Source organism: Moellerella wisconsensis ATCC 35017 (assembly GCF_001294465.1).
In the GTDB taxonomy this organism is placed as follows: domain Bacteria; phylum Pseudomonadota; class Gammaproteobacteria; order Enterobacterales; family Enterobacteriaceae; genus Moellerella; species Moellerella wisconsensis.
Genome location: NZ_LGAA01000019.1, coordinates 1 through 20,739, shown reverse-complemented (window position 1 = coordinate 20,739; position 20,739 = coordinate 1). Strand labels below are relative to the sequence as shown.

Sequence of the window (20,739 nt, the reverse complement as noted above, 5' to 3'; positions counted from 1 at the left end):
ATATTTATTTTTAATCTATTTATACTAAAGTTCATTTTTGTGACTTTTGCAATATTTTTCTCGTTATATTTATTGATGTAGATCACTGTTTTTTTAAAAATAGGTTAAAATGAGCATTATTTAAGTATTAATAGATGCAAATATTATGAGTGATGAATAATTACTCTATTATGAAAAATTAAATTATGGTTATTATTTATGTTTTAATATTAAATGCAAAATTAGTTTATTTATATGGAGAATATTATCACTAAATATTAAATTAATTTACCAATTAAGAATCTAAATCAATAATTAATATAAATATAGGCAAGAAATTGAAGGTTTAGATATTCGCCACCTATATCTATAGTGAGTATTGAAATCCATTAAAATACAAAACTTCAAGGTGGCGAAATTTTAGGCTAAATTAGCTTTATTAATCTGGTTTTTTATTAACAATAACTGAGACTTCAAATCCTAATAAATATAGCGCTTGTTCAAGTGTTTCTACTTTAGATGCATGATTAACATCAAGTAGGCGATCTATCTGTGGAGCTTTTTGATTTAATTTTCGTGCGAGATCTGCTTTACGCGTACCCGTTTGGATCATGGCATTATGTAGGGCTATTTTCAAACAGACTAAGAGAGGCAAATGAACAACGATATTAGTATCATTTATTGGTTTTGAAGGAGCAGGGACAGGAATGCGTGAGGCAATTAAATCCGCTAATCCGGCAATTAGGATCTCAGAGGCATCTAGTTCTATATCTTCTTCTGCGTATGCTACTCCTTGTAATTCACTAAAATCATTATAAGCTATTTCATAACACTCTGTATCTTCATCATATTTTACAGTAGCAGGATAATTAAACATGGTAATATCTCGGTTTGGATAAAGCGATGGCAGTATCATCTATTATTTTAGCCATTATCATATCAGATAAGATTAAAAAAACAACAAATATGTTGTGTTTTGAAAGGGTTTATACGAGATGTTCAACCTTATTTTTCGTTTAATATTAGTAGGTTACTTTAGTTATCAAGAGGTTACTGCGGTTAAGTGATTATTTATAGAAATTAAAATAATGTTTTTTTATCTTATAATTAGTGGTGATCTCTTATTAACTAAAGTGATTAAATAAGCCTCGATTTGACCGGTTAAAATAAATACTGCATTTCTATTTTCAATTAATGACCTATTATGATGACCGTGTAGGCTGATTAAAGATAGCTATTTAAATGATTATTGTCATAGATCTCATTTATATCTTGATTTAGAAGACAATCGATCGTAATTGTTTATACTTTTCTTATTTGCTTTAGCTAGTTTTAAGATGAATATTCAAGATGAATAGGAGTGTGTATGTATACTACAATTTTGGTTCCGATTGATTTAACCGAAGATGAGTTAACCAGTAAAGCAGTCCGTCATGCACTCAATCTAGCCAAGCAATCTGGGGCTAATCTGCATTTGATCCATGTTTTACCGATTTCTTCAGCTATTATCAATGCTTATGCTTTGGGATATATGGAAATCAAAGATAGAGCTACGGTAAAAGCTGAAAATGATATGAAAATATTGATGGATACTATAGATCTACCAGTGGATAAAATTAGTTATACCATCACTTTTGGTTCACCGCGTGATGAAATAATCAATACCGCTAAGGATGTTGATGCCGATATTATCGTGATCGGTTCACGTCGTCCGAATATTAGTACTCATTTGTTAGGCTCAACAGCGGCTGGTGTAGTCAGATACGCAGAATCATCGGTACTGGTTGTACGATAATTGTCATTGAGTGCTGTCAAATGACGTGCTTTAAAATGCAGGTTAAATTTAATCTACCTGCATTTATTGAATTATTTTTTAGCTGATTTAAAATAGATGTACTCTAAATATATTTTAATATATGAATACTTTATTTTGATAGTTGGAAATAAATATGGAGAGATTTTCCAAAGAATTACTCAGAATTGATCATTTTATTTTGAGAGTGTTACGTTTTTATTGTTTATCTGTATTGATCTTCTTTTTAGGATTACTTCCTGGGATTATAGGGTTTTATTTTATCGAAGGGCATTCATTAACTGAATCCATGTTAAATGCATTATCTATGCTGAGTGGGCAATCAATTAATCCTGCGCCAGTAACTTCAGTGGGACGTTTTTTTATTGCTATTTATGGCCTATTTTTACAAAGTGTATTTATTATTACTATTGGGTTATTAGTTACTCCTTTTATTCATCGTGTTTTACATAAATGGCATTTAGAAGAGACAGAATAACGGATCAGAGTATAATAAATGGATTAGTGCATATAGAGATAGTGGATTTTTGGATTTAATCGATATAAATAATATTATGTCGGATGATAAATTTAAATGACTTGAGAACTTAATTAGATTAGAGAAATGATTGTCGTAATAAAAGTACTCTGAAGAGTGATTAGTACGATAATATCATCATGGATTATATGAGAGGCATTACATGTACAATACAATCTTAGTTCCTGTAGACATCTCTGAAAATATATTAACCGATAATGCCCTGAAACATGCATTATATTTAGCTAAAATGTCAAATGCAAAAATTCATTTATTTCATGCGATACCTGATATCTCTCGTTTCTCGATGAGTTATAGCTATCATTATGATTTATTGTCTTCTTTTGCAAAAAAGGCGATTGAACGTTCAGAACAACAATTAAAAGAATTAATTCAACAAATTGACTATCCACAAGAATTACTATCTTCTAGCGTAGCTTTTGGTTCACCGAGAGATAAAGTATTGTCTACGGCGCAAGAAATTAATGCAGATTTAATTGTGATTGGTTCTCGACGCCCTAATATATCTACTCATTTGCTTGGATCCAATGCTTCGGGGATTGTCTCATATGCAAAAATATCTGTTTTAGTCGTGAGATAGATGGTCAGAAATATAAGGGATAAAAACGGCTCATTGATGGATTTAATAAGCCGTTCAGAAACAAAAACACCCCATAATAGTGTGCAATATATGGGGTGTTTTTTATTAAGAATAAGGTTTTAATCTTATATAGATTGAGACTTAACCGAGATCTCCTGAAGCCTTCGCTTGTTTAATCGCTTCAACAGCTTGCCCGCAGGCATTTTCTTGCTCTGCTTCAGGGTAAGAAGCTAAGGCTTTTTTTGCATCAGTTAATTGTGCTTTCATCGCATCTATTTGTGCTTTCATTTCAGGTGCACCTTTATTTTCTTGTTCAGCAAGCTTAATTAGATTATTCATCTCGCTGAAATAGGTGTCACAATTTTTTCCTGCATGCGCGTTCAGTGCAGAAAGTGATAATACACAGCCAACAATCAGTGGAAATAATTTTTTCATGGTATCTTCGCTTTCATTTATGAATTTTTTTCAGCATAACATTAGCACTATTAAAACGCATTAGTTGTGAGAAAATATTGTAAAAATTCTAAGTTAAAAGTTTTTTAACTGGATAAGAAATATCAATATGGGTGATTGTACCCACTTATATGCTGTATATAAGCAAGTCTTGTAAAGATTGAGCAGGCAAAGACAAAATTACAGTTATTTTAAGTAAGGGCTTACAGGATGATCCAAGCTATTGTGCGCTAATCTGCGAAAGATCATGTTAACTGTATAGGGTTAGTTTTATGATGTTTCGGCTTATATAACTAACTATACAGTATGAATGGTTGAGTGGTAATAAGCTGAGTTGGTGTAAGTTAATTGAGCATTGTCACGCAATAATATGACTAAACTGTGTTATTGAGTTTATGATGCTGAATAAATCATTAAGCTAATTTTGAGTAAATATGTGATGGAACAAGTGGCTAGCGTTAAAGATACGTCAATTGAGACGCAAAGAGAGATCACCCGATTATGTATTGAATGCGGTTTGCTATTATTGCAGCATGGCGCAGAAAGTATGTTGGTCGAAATGTTGGCCACGCGATTGGGTCGAGCATTAGGTGCTGATCAAGTAGATAGTGCGATTTCATCAAATGCTATCGTACTGACAACGATTATCGACAATCACTGTATTACCTCAACACGAAAAATTATTGATCGCGGTATTAATATGCATGTGGTGACTGAAGTTCAGCATGTAGTAATTTTGGTTGAACATCATCTTTTAGACCGTGGCCAAGTGCAGAAAAAACTAGACTCTATTAAGCCGTTACGTTATCCGCGCTGGATGATGGTGCTGATGGTGGCTTTATCATGTGCCTGTTTTAGTAAGTTAAATGGTGGCGGCTGGGATGGTTCGATGGTTACATTTCTTGGCAGTGGCTGTGGTATGTATATTCGGCAGGTTCTCACTTCCCGTCAGATTAACCCATTGATAAATTTCTGTATTACTGCCTTTGTTGCGACCAGTGTGTCGGGATTAATTCTTAAATTATCTTATTTTGCGCCAACAGCGACTATTTCGATGGCGGCCAGTGTTTTATTACTTGTTCCAGGATTTCCGTTAATTAATGCAGTGGCTGATATGTTTAAAGGGCACGTTAATACCGGATTGGCGCGTTGGACGATGGCAAGCCTGCTTACGTTGGCGACTTGTATTGGTGTGGTGATGGCTATGTCAATTTGGGATCTGAGGGATTGGGCATGAGTTTTTTATTCGCATTAGTGCAAGATATGATTTTAGCCGCAATCCCTGCCGTAGGATTTGCTATGGTGTTTAATGTCCCCAAACGCGCCCTAAAATATTGTGCTTTGCTTGGCGCGATAGGGCATGGTTCACGAATGGTGATGATGGAACTGGGTCAAAATATTGAATGGGCGAGTTTTTGTGCTGCTATTTTAGTCGGTATTATTGGTATTCAATGGTCTCGCTGGTGGTTAGCGCATCCTAAAGTCTTTACGGTAGCAGCTATTATTCCGATGTTCCCGGGAATTAACGCTTATGTTGCTATGATTTCGGTAGTTAAGATATCGCATTTAGGATATAGCGAGCCCTTATTTGAAACTCTGGTAACTAATTTTTTACAAGCCTCATTCATTGTTGGTGCACTTTCTATCGGCTTATCATTACCAGGTTTATGGTTATACCGTAAGCGCCCCAGTGTTTAATTAAACGTGTAGAGGACGAGCTATTTATAGGCTGTTCTCTACGGATTTAATAGCATTAAATGTAATATCTAATCCATTCTTATCTGCGAAATGAAACTGAATTTTTAAATTATTTTCAGTGAATTGAGGTATTCCCACTGTAATATCATCATTTTCTGAATATTTTTTAGTAACGTTAATAAGCTCTGATATTAATTGATCTAATAATGTGTTCATTGTAGTACTCGATATTTAATATGATTTATTGTAAATATTTTAAGCTAAATAAATTTTAATTATATAAAAGATAGAAGAGAAAGTTTATATTTCAGTCGTCTTAACAAATTTTGATAAGACAATCTGCAATGAATTGCTATATTCTTAAGTTCACCCACTTAATTGTATTACTTAACGTTCTCCATAATGGTATTTACTTTGAAACAGTCATATGTCAGTCGTATTATAGGATTCGCTTCTATTATCTTTTTTAGCCTATTTACTCTTTCTACTGTTGCTGCGCCATCGTCTTTTGATGAAGCTAAAAAATTAGCGCGTACGCAAGTTTATCATGACCAATCTAAACAGGGTGAAGGTACACTATATTGTGGTTGCCAATGGGATTGGTTGGGTGCCAGTGGTGGGCGGGTCGATCTTAACTCGTGTGGTTACCACGTTCGAAAACAGCAAAATAGAGCAGAACGTATTGAATGGGAACATATTGTTCCTGCTTGGGTTTTTGGTCATCAACGTCAATGCTGGCAGCACGGCGGACGTAAAAACTGTATCGCCGACGATCCGGTATTTCGTACTATGGAAGCCGATTTACATAATTTAGCCCCATCAATTGGTGAAGTTAATGGCGATCGCAGTAATCTGAGTTATGGGCAACTGGCGGGTAATGTTGAATATCCGTATGGCCAGTGCCGTAGCCGCATCGATTTTAAAGCGCGAGAATTTGAACCGAGAGACAGTGTAAAAGGGCAAGTGGCGCGGGTATATTTCTATATGCACGACCGTTATGATTTATCGATGTCTGAACAACAGCAGAAATTATTAAAAGTCTGGGATAAGCAATACCCAGTCACTGCTTGGGAGCAGGAACGAGATAATAGAATTGCTAAAATTATGGGACATCACAATCCGTTTGTTACTGGTGAGCAAGTATGGCAGTTAGGACATAAAAATAGTGCATCTGGGCTATTTTCTGATATTTCACAGCATAAACCTTCAGCCAATAAAGCGGTAATAAATGAGAATGCGACAGTAAAAGGTAATGTGAAAAGCAAAATTTATCATTTATCTCACTGTTCTGGTTATAAAACTACGGACGATAAAAATGCCGTATTATTTGCCTCTGAACAGGATGCGATAGCCGCTGGTTATCGTCAGGCAGTAAATTGTAAAGTAAAATTATAATTAATATGAATTTTGTTTACTCACTAGAATAATAGCTATTTCTTAGGCGAGTAAATAGAGTATCAGCGGTTAAGTCAATTTATATTCTTAATCGCTGATTTTACATCAATTCAATATAAATTGATTTTCTGTTAGCACTGTTAATTAGTGCTATCAGTTAGAACTCGCGGTAAAAATCATTTATTACACGATGAATTTTTATCGTTATTAATCTGCACTGTCCATGACATCGTGGCGCATTTGATGATAGCCCTCTTCATTATAGCCATGGCGCCAATAAGGGACAGCATGAATATGTTGGCGATCATAGCCTTTATCGTGGCGAATATACCGGCGTAAAGGTTTGATTATTTGTTCTTCTCCGGCAAACCAAAATACGACATCTTTTGTGGGCAATGTCCAGGTTTTGAAGCAATTGATTAGCTGCTCTGTGGTAGAAATATCGCCACAAATCCACACAATTTCAATTTGTTCTGGCGCCTGTAATGAATAAATATCAGCTTGATTATCTACTCGTAAAATAACCTTTCCTTGGGCATTTTCCGGCATATTTTCCAGCAATGCTGCAATTGCAGGCAGTGAACTGGCATCACCGGCCATAAAGTAATGACTAGCTGGTGATAATAGCGGCTCAGATCCTCCAGGGCGGCTGATCCCAAGCCAATGACCGATATCAGCATCGCGCGCAAATTGATAAGCAGGGCCTTCTATACCCTCGTGCATGGCAAATTCTATATCGATTTCTTTTTTTGCTGGGCGAATAGCTCGTACAGTATAAGTTCTCACTTTAGGCCGAGGTTGATCTTCAGGCCATGAAGGGCCTTTAGGGCCGAGAACTGGCAATAGTGGGGGGATTGTTGCATCGGCAGATAGAAATATTTTTAGATGCGCACCTGCACAATTGGCTGGATAAGTATCCAGATTTTCACCGTGAAAAGTGATCCTTCTGATGGCAGGAGAGATATCAATGATTGATTTAACGTGGATTAATTGAGGGGGGATCGGACGTTGTCTATTTGGATTATTATTAGCTGTTGCCACAAACAATCTCCTTAAGGATTGATCGGTAAATTTGAATAAATACTTAATAATAGTAATTATTATCATTATCAACTGTATTATCAAGATGATTTTACCCTTAGAGCACTTAAGGCAACTGTTATCGGTCTCAGTTATAAGCCTCTATTATAGAAAAATGTCATCATAATGGCAGACAGCATCAGGGTAGATGGGATGCGACGATGGGAGCCCCTTCACCGTGCGTTAGATAGTAAAGGGGAATAATAATTCTAGCGATTATTTAATTTTCATTCCTGCCGCGGTCATCAATCCGCGAAATAATGACGATACGGCAAACAGTGCGACCACACTGGATAGCCAAATAATCACCATCCAAGAGAGTTTTTTCCACCATGGGGAAGGCATCACTTTAGTGATAACCTTGCTCGGGATTAATTTTTCCTCTGAAGACATAATAACTCCAATAGGTATAGACCAAAATAATAGGAATAATAAATAGAGCACCGACCAGCATAAAGCCCAGACTTTCGGGTGCGCTAGCGGCCTCTCTAAAGCTGATCACTGGTGGGATAAGATATGGCCAAATGCTAATGCCCAATCCAGTAAAACCTAAAAAAATTAGTAATAAGGCCGCTAAGAAAGGCCGATAATCGTGTTTTTGCTGTTGCACTGAATGAAGAATAATAGCTGCGGCTAATATCACTAGTAGAGGTACGGGGAGAAAAAACCATATATTCGGCAGAGTAAACCAGCGGTCAGCTATAGATTGGTTTAGCAAAGGAGTCCATAGACTGATAATGGCGATGACTATTAACATTAAAAAGGTTAATGGGCCCGCTATCCGATACATAGTTTGGCGCAGATGGGCTTTAGTTTTCATGATAAGCCAGCCACAACCGAGTAACGCATAAGCGACAACTAAGCCAAATCCACAGAACAGCGGAAAAGGTGCAAGCCAGTCAAAATAGCCACCCATAAAAGTTCGATTAGTAACGGGGAAACCTTGAATAAAAGCACCGACTACTACACCTTGCACAAAAGTAGTGATGATCGACCCACAGATAAAGGCTTTATCCCAAATATGCTGTTGTTTATGATTGGCTTTGAAGCGAAATTCAAACGCCACTCCTCGGAAAATCAACGCCAGCAACATTAGGGTTAGAGGGATGGATAAGGCATCTAATACAATCGCATAGGCTAAGGGAAATGCCCCTAATAATCCGGCACCTCCTAAGACTAACCAGGTTTCATTGCCATCCCAGACGGGCGCCACACTGTTCATCATGACATCACGGTCGTGTTTATCTTTGACCATGGGATAGAGAATACCAATACCGAGATCAAAGCCATCCATCATAATGTACATCATTATGCTAAATACAATTATCACAAACCAAATTAGCGCTAAATCAATGCCCATGACTGTTCTCCTCGGTTATCCCTTGGCGAATTAATTTAATCATATAGATATATCCAATCCCAAACACGCTGGCATAAACCATAATAAAAGTCAGCAAACTGACGCTCATATGAATATCACCATGTGCACTTACCGCATCGGCGGTGCGTTGTAGTCCATAAACCACCCAGGGTTGCCGACCAATTTCAGTGGTAAACCAACCAGCAAGAATGGCTATTAGCCCAGAAGGCGCCATTAATAACATGAAACGTAAAAATGGTTTGGATTGATATAAACGTTGTTTATAACGTAGCCATAAGCCAATAACTCCGCCGGCAATCATTAATAGCCCAAGGCCGACCATGACGCGAAATGACCAAAACACCATAAACACATTGGGGCGATCTTCTGCGGGCCAATCTTTCAATGCCGGAACTTGTTTATCGAGACTATGGGTTAAAATCAGGCTGGCAAGATATGGGATCTGAATAGAATATTCGGTTTTTTCACTGACCGTATTAGGCAGTCCAAATAAAATAAGCGGAGTCGCTTCGCCGGGTTTATTTTCCCAATGGCCTTCCATAGCAGCAACTTTAACTGGTTGATACTTTAACGTATTTAAACCATGAGCATCGCCAATCAGTGCCTGTAATGGTGCCAAAACCAAAATCAGCCATAGCGACATAGAAAACATTTTTTCCATCGCACTTGATCGATGGCCTTTAAGCAGATGCCACGCTGCCGAAGCACCGATAAAAAAGGCTGAGGCTAGAAAAGCTGCGGTTGTCATATGCAATAATCGGTAGGGAAACGATGGATTAAAAATAACCGCTAGCCAATCAACAGGAACCAGTTGCTGATTAATAATTTCGTAGCCCTGTGGCGTTTGCATAAAGCTGTTTGAGGCTAAGATCCAGAACGTCGACATGATAGTGCCTAAAGCCACCATGCAGGTCGCGAAAAAGTGTAGCTTTTCACCTACGCGTTGCCAGCCAAATAACATCACACCGAGAAAACCAGCCTCTAAGAAAAAAGCCGTTAACACTTCATAAGTTAACAGGGGACCGGTAATTGAACCGGCAAAATCAGAGAAAAAACTCCAATTAGTGCCAAATTGGTAAGCCATTACTAAACCAGAGACCACTCCCATACCGAAATTGACGGCGAAAATTTTGGCCCAAAAATCAAACATCTTTTTGTAATCGGGGTGACGCGTTTTAAGCCATAAGCCCTCTAATACGGCGAGGAAACTGGCTAAACCGATAGTAATTGCCGGAAAAATAATGTGGAAAGAGACCGTAAAAGCAAACTGAATACGGGCTAATTCCAGGGCACTCAATCCAAACATATTGACCTCAAAAAATAGTGACCTCAAATAGGTAAGATAAAAATACAATCCATGTGTGGATAAGTAGACCATGAGAGACTAAACTATAATAGTAACAATTTTGTCGTTTTTGACTATAACAGTTGATGTAAGGACTAGGTATGACCCGATACGAGCAACTAGCAGCACAAATCCGTCAGCAAATTGAGGATAATATTTGGCAAGTGGGTGATCGACTTCCTTCGTTGCGAGAAAGCGTAAAGCAATCTGGGCTAAGTTTGATGACGGTGGTTCAGTCGTATCAATTATTGGAAAGCCAAGGCTGGATTATTGCGCGCCCACAATCTGGTTATTATGTCGCTAAAAGCAAAACCAGTTTTGCGGCAGCGAAGGGGGGTAAGGGGTCGCATCTAAGTGAAAATGTGGAGATTAATGCCTCTATTTTCGGTGTGCTGCAAGCCTGTAATGACCCAGATATTATTCCTTTTGGCTCGGCATTTCCTGAGTCAGCACTGCTTAATGAGCCAAAATTAGCCAAATCATTAGCCTCGGTTGCTCGACGCATCACTCAGCAAAGTGCAGTGGCTAATTTGCCGCCGGGCAATGAAAAGTTACGCCGTAACATAGCTCAGCGTTATGCCATGCAGGGGATCCACGTTTCTCCCGATGAAATAGTGATCACGGCTGGAGCGATGGAGTCCTTAAGTTTTAGCCTACAATCAGTTACCGAGCCCGGCGATTGGGTTGTTATCGAATCCCCTGCATTTTATGGCTGTTTGCAGGCAATAGAGCGCTTAAAACTAAAAGCAGTGGCGATAAAAACCGATCCTATTTTTGGTTTGGATTTAGATGCACTCGAGGATGTGGTTAAAAATTATCCGATTAAGGCTTGCTGGTTGATGACTCATTATCAAAACCCTTTGGGGGGAACCATGCCCATAAGGAATAAAAAACGCTTAGTCGATATTTTAAATCACCGTCAAATCGTCCTAATAGAAGATGATGTGTATGGCGAACTGTATTTTGGTAATCAGCAACCAGTAGCGGCTAAGAGTTTAGATACGTTGAATAATTTTTTTCATTGTTCGTCTTTTTCTAAATGTTTAGCGCCAGGATTTCGGGTCGGTTGGGTGGCTGCTGGCCGGCATGCGACCAAAATTCAACATTTACAAATGATGAGCACAGTCTCTGCCAGTGTGCCGACACAATTAGCTATCGCCGAATACTTATCGCAAGGCGGTTACGATAATCATCTTAAAAAACTGCGTATGACCCTCGAACAACGCCAGCATCGTTTATTAAGCGCGATTGCACAATATATGCCTGATTCGGTTAAAGTAAATACGCCGAAAGGTGGCTATTTTCTATGGTTAGAATTTGAGCCACCCTTTAATGCAGTGCGTTTATATCAATTGGCATTAACGCAGGGGATAAGTATTGCGCCCGGAAGTATGTTTTCGACCAGCGATCAATTTAACCATGCCTTTAGACTCAACTGTTCTTTTACTTGGAGCGCTCAATTAGAAGAAGCAATGAAAATATTGGGTCGCCTGTGTCACCAATTACTGAATGAGAAACGAGATTAATCACATTTATTAGCCTAGCTGATTGCACTAAAAAGTAAAATTTGTCACTCTGCTAAATCACCCGTAAGTCATTTTAGCCAGTCAATTTGCGAGGGACGATGAAAATAAGATGCTTTGATGGTTCGGTTAATGCCACCTCCAAGGCTCAACAACAGAGGCATGAAATCGTTTGTTGGCCGGTCGCTTCTGATTTCTCATGGTGTGCGCAAATTGACCGATTTAGCCAAGCTTACCAGTTACCGGCAATGCCGGAGATTGATCACTACTTGGTGCTGCTTAATGACAATACGCTGGTGCTTACCTATGATGCTGATAGCAAATATATCTTTATCGAAAAAGGTCAATCCTTTTGTTGTCGTGGTGAGGATAATCCCCAATTATTGGCACAAAATGGTCCAATAGTATTATTAAATATTAGTGTTCGGCGAGGATGTTGGAAGCCGAAAATTAGCGTGGTTACTGAAAATCAATTATTACCAACTAATAGTGCTGGTGTCATTTATGTATTAGAAGGGCATTGGCAGATCCAAGGCGCGAATTGCAGTCAATTGATTGCAGAGCATGGTTGCTGGTGGTTACCTGATATTCGCCAAGGGCGAGTGAGTCCGCTGCAGCCAAATAGCTGTTTAATATGGATTGATTTGATGAACGGCTAAAATAAACAATTATATTAATAGTCAGTTATACTATTTTCATTATTTCTCTATTTGCCTAGTGAACCAAATTGAGGAAATATTGTTTAGGGGAGGCTGTTTAGCATAAATCGTTGATGCAAAAATTCTCTCTCAGAAAGGACATTAGCTTGATATATTTTAAATACCATCATAATCCAATCATTGAAATAACAAATAAATACATTATTGTAAATTAATTAGTAATATCATTTCTCAAGTTTACTTTATTCCAGTTGCTATAATTAACCAATCTTTATACTCTTTTAGAAGATCTAAATTAAAATATGACAAGCGTCAAAATAAGGCCGTAAAAAAAAGAGAGTACAAGTAAGATTATATAAAAAATCATATAACGGTATATTCGCCTTTTTATTTTCATTATTAATTATTAAAAGAGCAATGCAGATGGATAAAAAAATAGAAAACTATACTGGCCCTGCGGCTGGGTGGGGAGCAGTTAAAGCGGTAGCTGAAGCTATTCGCGGACAAATGGAAATCGGTCACGATATTATCGCGCTATTTGATATGAATAAACCTAACGGCTTCGATTGCCCAGGGTGCGCATGGCCAGATCCTAAACATACCGCGTCATTTGATGTGTGTGAAAACGGTGCAAAAGCAATGGCTTGGGAGGCTACAGCTAAAAAAACCACCCCACAATTTTTTGCACAACATACAGTCACAGAGTTACTCACTTGGGATGATTACGATTTAGAAAATGAAGGGCGTTTAACGCACCCATTAAAATATAATCCTCAAACCGATAAATATCAGGAAATTGAGTGGGAAACCGCATTTGCTGAAATAGGCCAGAGATTACAATCTTACCAAGATCCCAACAGTGTCGAATTTTATACCTCGGGCAGAACATCTAATGAAGCGGCGTTTTTGTATCAATTATTTGCCCGTGAATATGGGACTAATAACTTCCCCGATTGTTCAAATATGTGCCATGAGCCGACTAGTGTGGGTTTAGCTGCTGCTATTGGGGTAGGTAAAGGGACAGTTTTATTAGACGATTTTGATCAAGCAGATTTAGTGATTTGTATCGGACATAACCCCGGTACCAACCATCCTCGCATGCTGAGTACTTTGCGAGAAGTTTCTAAGCGTGGTGCAAAAATCATTGCAATCAATCCATTGCGTGAACGTGGACTAGAGCGCTTCACCTATCCGCAAGATCCGATTGAGATGCTGACGTTGGAATCAACCCCCTTGGCGAGTAGCTATTATAAAGTACGGATTGGGGGAGATACTGCCTTACTAAAAGGTGTGATGCGCCTCGTAATTGAGAAACATCTTGCTGCGATTAATGCGGGCCAGACACCAATATTAGATATTGATTTTATCGAGCAGCACACTACAGGGTATGCTGAGTTACAACAGGATATTTTGTCGACAGATTGGCAAGATATTTTACGGGTTTGTGGATTACAGCGCAGCGAATTAGAACAAATTGCTGAGGCTTATATTGCGGCGAAAAGTACTATCATCTGTTATGGCATGGGGATCACTCAGCATCAGCATGGGACGCAAAATATTCAGCAACTGATTAATTTATTGCTGCTAAAAGGCAATATAGGGCGTGAAGGCGCGGGTATTTGCCCATTGCGTGGTCACTCTAATGTGCAAGGTGATAGAACGGTAGGGATCACCGAAAAACCAAGCGCAGGCTTATTAGCCAAGATTGAACAGCGTTTTGGCTTTAAACCGCCTAAAGAATTCGGACATGCTGTTGTGGCTAGTATGCAGGCACTAGCTGATGGTAGTGCTAAAGCATTGATTAGTATGGGGGGGAACTTAGCTGTTGCGATGCCAGACCATGATTTAACGTATGCAGGAATGAAAAATTTAGATCTGGCTGTACATGCAGCGACTAAATTAAATCGTTCGCATTTATTGACGGCTAAACACACGTATTTATTACCGGTGCTCGGACGCACTGAAATCGATAAACAGCAAAGTGGCGTACAGTGTATTACCGTCGAAGATTCTATGTCGATGGTACATGCTTCACGCGGTATGTTAAAACCGGTGAGTCCGTGGTTAAAATCAGAATGTGCTATTGTCGCCGGTATGGCGAAGGCGACCCTGCCTAACTCAACAGTTGAATGGGATGATTTTATCAATAACTATGATTTGATCCGTGATGCGATGGAAGCAGTATTGCCTGATTTTAATGATTATAATCAGCGAATTAAACAGCCTGGTGGTTTTCATTTACCCAATGCGGCAGCACAGCGTCGTTGGTTAACCACGTCAGGGAAAGCCAATTTCTTGACCACTGAAGGTGTTATTGAAGATCCGGAATCAGCCGTTAACAGTGAATTAGTACTGGCGACTGTGCGTAGCCATGACCAGTATAATACAACGATTTATGGCATGAATGATCGCTATCGTGGAGTATTTGGTCAGCGTGATGTGCTATTTATCAGTGCAGCCGAAGCGCAAAAGCAAGGCGTAAAAGCAGGAGATAAAGTCAACGTTATCGCGCTGGATAAGCAACAACAGCCAACCCAAAGACGCCTAGATAACTTAACTGTGGTTATTTACGATATGGCCGACCGCTCAGTGGCGACTTATTTCCCCGAAGCCAATAATTTGATTGCGCTAGATAATTATGATCCACAAAGTGGCATTCCAGCTTATAAGAATATTGCAGTAAAATTAGAAGTGGTGGCTTAATTATCGATTATTAGCTGATAGAACAAGTTAGTTATAGCTGAAGCTCGTGGTAGTAGAGATTAATATCTAAGGGTCATGACATGAAATCATGATCCTTTTTTATATCTGCTATATTTTATTCTGCTTATATTGACAATAAACATATACAAACTTATTTATTTTTTATAGAAATGGAATTTTCTGTATTCATTTATTATAGTTAATATAATCGGTTAAGAGCCAATAATAATTTACTTCAGTTATTTATTTTATTATTGACTCTCAATATAAATAATAAGTTATTTTTTAGTGCTTATTATTAATCGACTCATCTGCAACATAATAACTAACCAAGGAGTTATTTTATGAACAGTACGAGCGAGTATACAGGCTATGATAATAATTTTTCATTAGATGGAAAAATTGCCGTGATTACTGGCGGTGCAGCAGGGATTGGTTTGGCAATTGCTGAATTATTTATCGCTAAAGGCGCAAAAGTTGCATTAATCGATAGGGCAGACTCGGTGATTGAAACAGCGACATCGTTAACTCATGCGATAGGTATTCCCTGTGATATTACTTGTGCCGATTCAGTGACTTCTGCGATAGATGATGTGGTTCAATATTATGGAACATTAGATATCGTGGTCAACTGTGCCGGCATGGTAGCGTTGTCACCTGCGGAATCATTAAGCGAAACTGATTGGGATAACACCATGAATGTTAATCTAAAAGGAACTTTCTTAGTATGTCAGTGCGCGGGAAAATTGATGCTGAAAAATGGGCACGGTAAAATTATTAATTTGGCCTCTCAAGCAGGAGTTATTGCTCTTCCTGAACACGCGGCTTATTGCGCCAGTAAAGCGGCAATAATTGGCTTAACTAAAGTATTAGCTTTGGAATGGAGCCCAAAAGGTATTCAAACTAATGCTATCTCACCTACTATTGTGCTCACAGAATTAGGCAAAAAAGCATGGTCAGGGGAAAAGGCTGATGCAATGAGACAAAAAATTCCTACCGGACGTTTTGCCTATCCTGATGAAATTGCTGCTTGCGCGTTATTTCTAGCTAGTGATGCCTCCGATATGATCAGTGGGCATAATTTAGTGATTGACGGTGGTTATAGCATTCAATGATCATTGGCATTAGTATTCTAATTTAACTTATTACGACATAAATATAGCTTGAAGTGTATGAAAAAATATTAACTTTACTATACACTTCTTTATTTATAATATAACAATCACCATATGATACAATTAAATATTTAAATAATAAAAATATAAGATAATTCAATTAAGTAATATAATTTTTAGAAACTATTATATTTTTGTTTCTATTAAAGTTTAATATATTTATTATCATTAATTGTTATATTTTAGCTTTGTGATAAATATTATAAAATTTATGTGATCTCAGCCTTAAATATAACGTATTAATAAAAAATAGTGTGATAGTTGTTCAATTTATACATTAATAGTATTACTTAATTCCTCTAACTGTTATATATATTATCCAGTCTAACTGTACTAGCTCCTCACTTAGAAGGAAAAAAGTATGTTCTCATCCTATAATGTTCTCATCCTATTAGGCGGTTTCTTCAGATTGAAGAAATGGTTTAATATTGATATCGATCTAGCTTTTTTCTTCCCTCAAAGATAATCCTTTTTATTTTTTATTTTTTAAATTTAACAAACCCTCTTTTTTATAAAAGACTATGGTTTCTTTAAGAATTTAATTTTATATCAAAGGTATTATCGTGGCTAAACGAATTGTAGAACCCTTCCGTATTAAAATGGTAGAAAATATCCGTATTCCTTCACAAGAAGAACGCGAAGCTGCGCTCAAAGAGGCTGGATATAATCCATTCTTATTACCAAGCTATGCCGTATACATTGATTTATTAACGGACTCTGGTACTAATGCTATGAGCGATAAACAATGGGCATCAATGATTACCGCTGATGAAGCTTACGCAGGTTCAAGAAACTATTATGAGTTAAAAGATAAAGCCAAAGAATTATTTGACTATGACTATATTATTCCTGCACATCAAGGGCGTGGTGCTGAGAATATTCTTTTTCCCGTATTATTAAATATTAAGAAAAAAAATAGAAAAGTAGAAAATCCCGTCTTTATTTCTAATTTCCATTTTGATACTACCGCAGCGCATGTCGAATTAAACGGATGTAAAGCAATTAATATTGTTACCGAAAAAGCATTTAATTCTGAGCAATATGATGATTGGAAAGGTGACTTTGATATTCAAAAGTTGAAGAAAAATATTGCGGAATATGGCGCGGATAATGTAGTTGCTATTGTTTCTACTGTCACTTGTAATAGTGCCGGTGGGCAACCTGTTTCAATGCATAATTTAAAACAAGTTTATGAAATCGCTAAAAAGCATGATATTTTTGTTGTCATGGACTCCGCGCGTTTTTGTGAGAATGCTTATTTTATAAAACAACGTGATCCACAATATAAAAATGCCAGCATTAAAGAAATTATTTTTGATATGTATAAATATGCTGACGCATTAACTATGTCAGCTAAGAAAGACCCACTGTTAAATATCGGAGGGTTAGTCAGTATTAAAAATAATGAAGAGGTATTTACATTAGCCCGTCAACGCTGCGTACCTATGGAAGGATTTGTAACTTATGGAGGGTTAGCGGGGCGTGATATGGCGGCTATGGTCCAAGGTCTAGAAGAGGGAACGCAAGAGGATTATCTGCATTATCGTATCGGACAAGTTCAGTATTTAGGTGACCGTTTGCGTGAAAATGGTATTCCAATTCAATATCCTACTGGTGGACATGCGGTATTTGTCGATTGTAAAAAATTGGTTCCGCATATTCCAGGCGATCAATTCCCTGCCCAAGCGGTGATTAATGCCTTATATTTAGAATCTGGTGTACGAGCCGTTGAAATTGGGTCATTCCTTTTAGGTCGTGACCCAGTAACAGGTCAACAAAAACATGCCGATATGGAATTTATGCGCTTAACCATTGCTAGACGCGTGTATACCAACGATCATATGGATTATATTGCAGATGCATTAATTGAATTAAAAGAAAAATTTGCGACCCTGAAAGGGTTAGAATTTGAATATGAACCTCCAGTATTAAGACACTTTACCGCTCGACTGAAACCTATCAAATAAACCGTCACTAATAATGGCTTCCATGCAATATGGGAGCCTTATCCTTATACTTTTAAGGAATGAATATGAGCATGTCTATAATTACCAAAGAGCCTTCAATTATGGTAGGTGGATTTGTGCTAGGCGGCGCAATGATAGGGGCGGGAATGTTTAGTTTACCGACCATTATGTCAGGCGCTTGGTTTATTAACGCTATTTTTATTTTATTAGCAGTTTGTTTTTTTATGTTTCATTCTGGTATCTATATTCTTGAATGTATTTCAAAATATGGAGAAGGAACCAATTATTTTCATATATCTAAACATCTATTACCCAGATGGGTATGTTATTTTGCTAACATTTCACTAATGTTCGTATTATATATATTAATTTACGCATATATCTCGGCTGCAGGTTCAGTTATTTATGAAGCCTTTTTATTGCATGGAATAACTATTAATCTAAAAATAGTATTTATAATATTTACTATTATATTAGGATCTACTATCTGGTGGGGAGGGGCATATGCGAGTCGTTTAACCTCAATATTTTTATCAATTAAAATAATATTATTCATCTTGGCTTTTTCTGGTTTATTTATTAATGCTAAAAGCACATTACTTTTTAGTCAAACCATTAATGGTGAAAGCCAATTATTCTTAATACCATTTATTTTTGTTATTATTCCTTACGCGATTACCTCATTCGGTTATCACGGTAATGTCTGTAGTTTATATAAACTATATCATCAGAATGAATGGAAAGTAGTTAAAAGCTGTATTATTGGTTGTGTATTAGCCCTAGTTATTTATATCTTCTGGATGATTGGCACAATGGGAAATCTACCCAGAGAACAATTTATTACTATAATACAGCAAGGAGGGAATTTAGATGCATTTATAAACTCACTCTATACTGTGTTAAATAACGAATATATTAAAACATTCATATTATGGTTTTCTATTAGTGCTGTTTTTTGTTCATTTCTCGGTGTGGCGATTGGGCTATTCGATTATATTCTGGCATCATTAAAATTTAAAGATAATTCACTAGGGCGATTAAAGACCTCGTTCTTATGTTTTGCTCCTCCGTTATTATTGTGCATGTTTTTTCCTAATGGTTTTTTAATTGCAATTGCTTATGCAGGGATGGCTGCCTGTATTTGGGCAATTATTTGTCCAGCATTTATGGTATTAAAAGCCCGTGAGAAATTTGCTGGTTCAGGGTTTAGAGTCTGGGGCGGTAAAGGGCTTATTTATGCTGTAATTGCATTTGGTATTGTTGGGATCAGCTGTCAATTATTAGCTCAATTTAATCTATTACCGATTTATCGTTAACTGTTATTAAAATAATGTACGAGTCCGCTTATTGGATAAATTTTGCTAATTCGCTAGGGATACATGGCTAAAGTAAATAGTCTGTTAATAGCGAGGTCAATTTTGCCAGTAGGCGACTCTATTGTAGGATAGATATTGATGAGCACGTTATAGTATTACTCACTATTTTATTAATTATTATTTTGACTGTCCCTCTCGTTATGCGGTTAAATCATTCGTTGTTGATGTTATTCATGTTATGTTTAGCCGCTAATAAATATAATTAATTATTATGAGTCGTTAACGTATCAAAATAAGGCAGTAGATATCATGTCGTTAAAGGAAATAGCAAAACAGCTCGGGCTTTCTGTTACCACTGTCAGTCGTGCTTTGAATGGGTATGATGATGTGTCAGAAGAAACTTATCAACGAGTAAAAGCTGAAGCTGATCGACGTGGATATCGCCCTAACTCATTTGCCCGTCGCTTGAAAATGGGCAAAATTGATGCCGTTGGATTAATTTTACCGACTAATATTGAACGCTTGAATGATGCGGCCTTTATGAATACCGTCGGCCATATTAGTCAATCTTTATCGAAAAAAGATATCGATTTGTTATTAATTGCCGATGATTTCGATCCGCAAAAGTCTATGTTTATGCGTATCATTGGTAGTCGCCGAGTCGATGCGTTGATTGTGGCGCATACTTTAGAAAATGATCCACGATTACAACAGTTACAACGCTTAAAATTTCCTTTTTTAGCTTTAGGTCGTAGCCAATTATCAGAGCCATATGCGTGGTTTGATTTTGATAATTATGCGGGAACACAGTTGGCTACTCAGCATTTGATTGATCAAGGACATCAGCGAATCGCTTTCTTTAGTGAGGGTAATGACCAGTCATTTGTTATTCAGCGGTTAAATGGTTATCTCGATACCTTGAAAAAAAATCAGCTGAGCTTTTGTTCACAGTATTTATGCCAAGGTGTAACTACCCGCCGTGATGGGTATTTAGCGACTCAAAGATTATTGGCTTTAGATACTCCTCCAACAGCGATTATTACCGACTGTAATATGCAGGGAGATGGTGCAGCTATGGCATTAGCTCAGGCAGATAAATTACAAGGGCCTTCTGCTATTTCATTGATTGTATTT

Annotated in this window: 21 protein-coding genes; 14 read left to right on the top strand and 7 right to left on the bottom strand. The window is 37.4% G+C overall.

The features are described 5' to 3' along the window. Positions 1 to 418: 418 nt before the first annotated feature. Positions 419 to 856 carry a type II toxin-antitoxin system HicB family antitoxin gene (locus M992_RS10520; RefSeq protein ID WP_053908642.1) on the bottom strand — a complete coding sequence of 146 codons (438 nt, stop codon included), beginning with the start codon at positions 854 to 856 and terminating at the stop codon, positions 419 to 421. A gap of 489 nt (positions 857 to 1,345) precedes the next feature. Here M992_RS10520 and M992_RS10515 point away from each other — a divergent pair, with 489 nt between their 5' ends. The 3 genes from M992_RS10515 to M992_RS10505 all read left to right on the top strand — a co-directional run bounded on the left by M992_RS10515 (position 1,346) and on the right by M992_RS10505 (position 2,910). Continuing rightward, positions 1,346 to 1,774, top strand: coding sequence for a universal stress protein (locus M992_RS10515; protein ID WP_053908576.1), 429 nt, complete (start codon positions 1,346 to 1,348; stop codon positions 1,772 to 1,774). A 154-nt stretch (positions 1,775 to 1,928) separates the two neighbouring features. Beyond that, positions 1,929 to 2,270: a hypothetical protein gene (locus M992_RS10510; RefSeq protein ID WP_053908575.1), complete on the top strand. Its 342-nt coding sequence runs from the start codon at positions 1,929 to 1,931 to the stop codon at positions 2,268 to 2,270. Between the two features lie 202 nt (positions 2,271 to 2,472). After that, entirely contained in the window at positions 2,473 to 2,910 is a 438-nt protein-coding gene (locus M992_RS10505; RefSeq protein WP_053908574.1) for a universal stress protein, read from the top strand. 141 nt (positions 2,911 to 3,051) lie between these two features. Here M992_RS10505 and M992_RS10500 read toward each other — a convergent pair whose 3' ends face one another. After that, a complete protein-coding gene (locus tag M992_RS10500) occupies positions 3,052 to 3,345 on the bottom strand; it encodes a DUF5339 domain-containing protein (RefSeq protein WP_053908573.1) in 294 nt (97 codons plus the stop codon). 457 nt (positions 3,346 to 3,802) lie between these two features. Between M992_RS10500 and M992_RS10495 the strand changes: the two genes are divergently transcribed. Both M992_RS10495 and M992_RS10490 read left to right on the top strand, forming a co-directional pair. Further along, positions 3,803 to 4,600 carry a threonine/serine exporter family protein gene (locus tag M992_RS10495; RefSeq protein WP_053908572.1) on the top strand — a complete coding sequence of 266 codons (798 nt, stop codon included), beginning with the start codon at positions 3,803 to 3,805 and terminating at the stop codon, positions 4,598 to 4,600. After that, positions 4,597 to 5,061, top strand: a complete 465-nt coding sequence (locus M992_RS10490) for a threonine/serine exporter (protein WP_053908571.1) — start codon at positions 4,597 to 4,599, stop codon at positions 5,059 to 5,061. The genes M992_RS10495 and M992_RS10490 overlap by 4 nt, the downstream gene beginning before the upstream one ends. Before the next feature lie 24 nt (positions 5,062 to 5,085). Here M992_RS10490 and M992_RS10485 read toward each other — a convergent pair whose 3' ends face one another. Then, positions 5,086 to 5,277, bottom strand: a complete 192-nt coding sequence (locus M992_RS10485; protein ID WP_053908570.1) for a hypothetical protein — start codon at positions 5,275 to 5,277, stop codon at positions 5,086 to 5,088. A 198-nt stretch (positions 5,278 to 5,475) separates the two neighbouring features. Here M992_RS10485 and M992_RS10480 point away from each other — a divergent pair, with 198 nt between their 5' ends. Next, positions 5,476 to 6,456 carry an endonuclease gene (locus M992_RS10480; RefSeq protein ID WP_390892499.1) on the top strand — a complete coding sequence of 327 codons (981 nt, stop codon included), beginning with the start codon at positions 5,476 to 5,478 and terminating at the stop codon, positions 6,454 to 6,456. A 207-nt stretch (positions 6,457 to 6,663) separates the two neighbouring features. On the opposite strand, the gene M992_RS10475 is transcribed toward M992_RS10480, so the two are convergent. The 4 genes from M992_RS10475 to M992_RS10465 form a co-directional block, all read right to left on the bottom strand. Then, positions 6,664 to 7,497, bottom strand: a complete 834-nt coding sequence (locus tag M992_RS10475) for a siderophore-interacting protein (RefSeq protein WP_053908569.1) — start codon at positions 7,495 to 7,497, stop codon at positions 6,664 to 6,666. A 255-nt stretch (positions 7,498 to 7,752) separates the two neighbouring features. After that, positions 7,753 to 7,929: a DUF2474 domain-containing protein gene (locus tag M992_RS14755; RefSeq protein WP_072165947.1), complete on the bottom strand. Its 177-nt coding sequence runs from the start codon at positions 7,927 to 7,929 to the stop codon at positions 7,753 to 7,755. Then, positions 7,886 to 8,896, bottom strand: a complete 1,011-nt coding sequence (gene cydB / locus M992_RS10470; protein ID WP_053908568.1) for a cytochrome d ubiquinol oxidase subunit II — start codon at positions 8,894 to 8,896, stop codon at positions 7,886 to 7,888. The genes M992_RS14755 and cydB overlap by 44 nt, the downstream gene beginning before the upstream one ends. After that, positions 8,886 to 10,223: a cytochrome ubiquinol oxidase subunit I gene (locus M992_RS10465; protein WP_053908567.1), complete on the bottom strand. Its 1,338-nt coding sequence runs from the start codon at positions 10,221 to 10,223 to the stop codon at positions 8,886 to 8,888. The genes cydB and M992_RS10465 overlap by 11 nt, the downstream gene beginning before the upstream one ends. A 140-nt stretch (positions 10,224 to 10,363) precedes the next feature. On the opposite strand from M992_RS10465, the gene M992_RS10460 reads away from it, so the two are divergent. The 8 genes from M992_RS10460 to M992_RS10430 all read left to right on the top strand — a co-directional run. Further along, entirely contained in the window at positions 10,364 to 11,788 is a 1,425-nt protein-coding gene (locus tag M992_RS10460) for an aminotransferase-like domain-containing protein (RefSeq protein ID WP_053908566.1), read from the top strand. Between the two features lie 98 nt (positions 11,789 to 11,886). Continuing rightward, the gene (locus tag M992_RS10455; protein ID WP_053908565.1) at positions 11,887 to 12,444 is read left to right on the top strand and encodes a HutD family protein; all 558 of its coding nucleotides are present in this window, start codon (positions 11,887 to 11,889) and stop codon (positions 12,442 to 12,444) included. Positions 12,445 to 12,867: 423 nt separating this feature from the next. Beyond that, positions 12,868 to 15,147, top strand: a complete 2,280-nt coding sequence (locus tag M992_RS10450; protein ID WP_053908564.1) for an FdhF/YdeP family oxidoreductase — start codon at positions 12,868 to 12,870, stop codon at positions 15,145 to 15,147. Between the two features lie 344 nt (positions 15,148 to 15,491). Next, complete coding sequence (locus M992_RS10445) at positions 15,492 to 16,262, top strand: SDR family oxidoreductase (protein WP_053908563.1); 771 nt, start codon at positions 15,492 to 15,494, stop codon at positions 16,260 to 16,262. A gap of 421 nt (positions 16,263 to 16,683) precedes the next feature. Further along, on the top strand, positions 16,684 to 16,788 hold the full coding sequence (gene tnaC / locus M992_RS15625; RefSeq protein WP_072165946.1) for a tryptophanase leader peptide: 105 nt from the start codon (positions 16,684 to 16,686) through the stop codon (positions 16,786 to 16,788). Between the two features lie 97 nt (positions 16,789 to 16,885). Next, positions 16,886 to 18,289 (top strand): tryptophanase, encoded by a 1,404-nt coding sequence (locus M992_RS10440; RefSeq protein ID WP_053908562.1) that lies wholly within the window; start codon positions 16,886 to 16,888, stop codon positions 18,287 to 18,289. Between the two features lie 65 nt (positions 18,290 to 18,354). Beyond that, positions 18,355 to 19,605, top strand: a complete 1,251-nt coding sequence (locus M992_RS10435) for an aromatic amino acid transporter (RefSeq protein WP_053908561.1) — start codon at positions 18,355 to 18,357, stop codon at positions 19,603 to 19,605. Between the two features lie 309 nt (positions 19,606 to 19,914). Beyond that, a partial coding sequence (locus tag M992_RS10430) for a LacI family DNA-binding transcriptional regulator (RefSeq protein ID WP_053908560.1) occupies positions 19,915 to 20,739 on the top strand: 825 nt, incomplete at its 3' end.

Excerpts from the sequence above, each read along its gene's own strand:
- M992_RS10520 (WP_053908642.1), bottom strand. The coding sequence starts at position 856 with ATGTTTAATTATCCTGCTACTGTAAAATATGATGAAGATACAGAGTGT.
- M992_RS10515 (WP_053908576.1), top strand. The coding sequence starts at position 1,346 with ATGTATACTACAATTTTGGTTCCGATTGATTTAACCGAAGATGAGTTA.
- M992_RS10510 (WP_053908575.1), top strand. The coding sequence starts at position 1,929 with ATGGAGAGATTTTCCAAAGAATTACTCAGAATTGATCATTTTATTTTG.
- M992_RS10505 (WP_053908574.1), top strand. The coding sequence starts at position 2,473 with ATGTACAATACAATCTTAGTTCCTGTAGACATCTCTGAAAATATATTA.
- M992_RS10500 (WP_053908573.1), bottom strand. The coding sequence starts at position 3,345 with ATGAAAAAATTATTTCCACTGATTGTTGGCTGTGTATTATCACTTTCT.
- M992_RS10495 (WP_053908572.1), top strand. The coding sequence starts at position 3,803 with ATGGAACAAGTGGCTAGCGTTAAAGATACGTCAATTGAGACGCAAAGA.
- M992_RS10490 (WP_053908571.1), top strand. The coding sequence starts at position 4,597 with ATGAGTTTTTTATTCGCATTAGTGCAAGATATGATTTTAGCCGCAATC.
- M992_RS10485 (WP_053908570.1), bottom strand. The coding sequence starts at position 5,277 with ATGAACACATTATTAGATCAATTAATATCAGAGCTTATTAACGTTACT.
- M992_RS14755 (WP_072165947.1), bottom strand. The coding sequence starts at position 7,929 with ATGTCTTCAGAGGAAAAATTAATCCCGAGCAAGGTTATCACTAAAGTG.
- cydB (WP_053908568.1), bottom strand. The coding sequence starts at position 8,896 with ATGGGCATTGATTTAGCGCTAATTTGGTTTGTGATAATTGTATTTAGC.
- M992_RS10465 (WP_053908567.1), bottom strand. The coding sequence starts at position 10,223 with ATGTTTGGATTGAGTGCCCTGGAATTAGCCCGTATTCAGTTTGCTTTT.
- M992_RS10460 (WP_053908566.1), top strand. The coding sequence starts at position 10,364 with ATGACCCGATACGAGCAACTAGCAGCACAAATCCGTCAGCAAATTGAG.
- M992_RS10455 (WP_053908565.1), top strand. The coding sequence starts at position 11,887 with ATGAAAATAAGATGCTTTGATGGTTCGGTTAATGCCACCTCCAAGGCT.
- M992_RS10450 (WP_053908564.1), top strand. The coding sequence starts at position 12,868 with ATGGATAAAAAAATAGAAAACTATACTGGCCCTGCGGCTGGGTGGGGA.
- M992_RS10445 (WP_053908563.1), top strand. The coding sequence starts at position 15,492 with ATGAACAGTACGAGCGAGTATACAGGCTATGATAATAATTTTTCATTA.
- tnaC (WP_072165946.1), top strand. The coding sequence starts at position 16,684 with ATGTTCTCATCCTATAATGTTCTCATCCTATTAGGCGGTTTCTTCAGA.
- M992_RS10435 (WP_053908561.1), top strand. The coding sequence starts at position 18,355 with ATGAGCATGTCTATAATTACCAAAGAGCCTTCAATTATGGTAGGTGGA.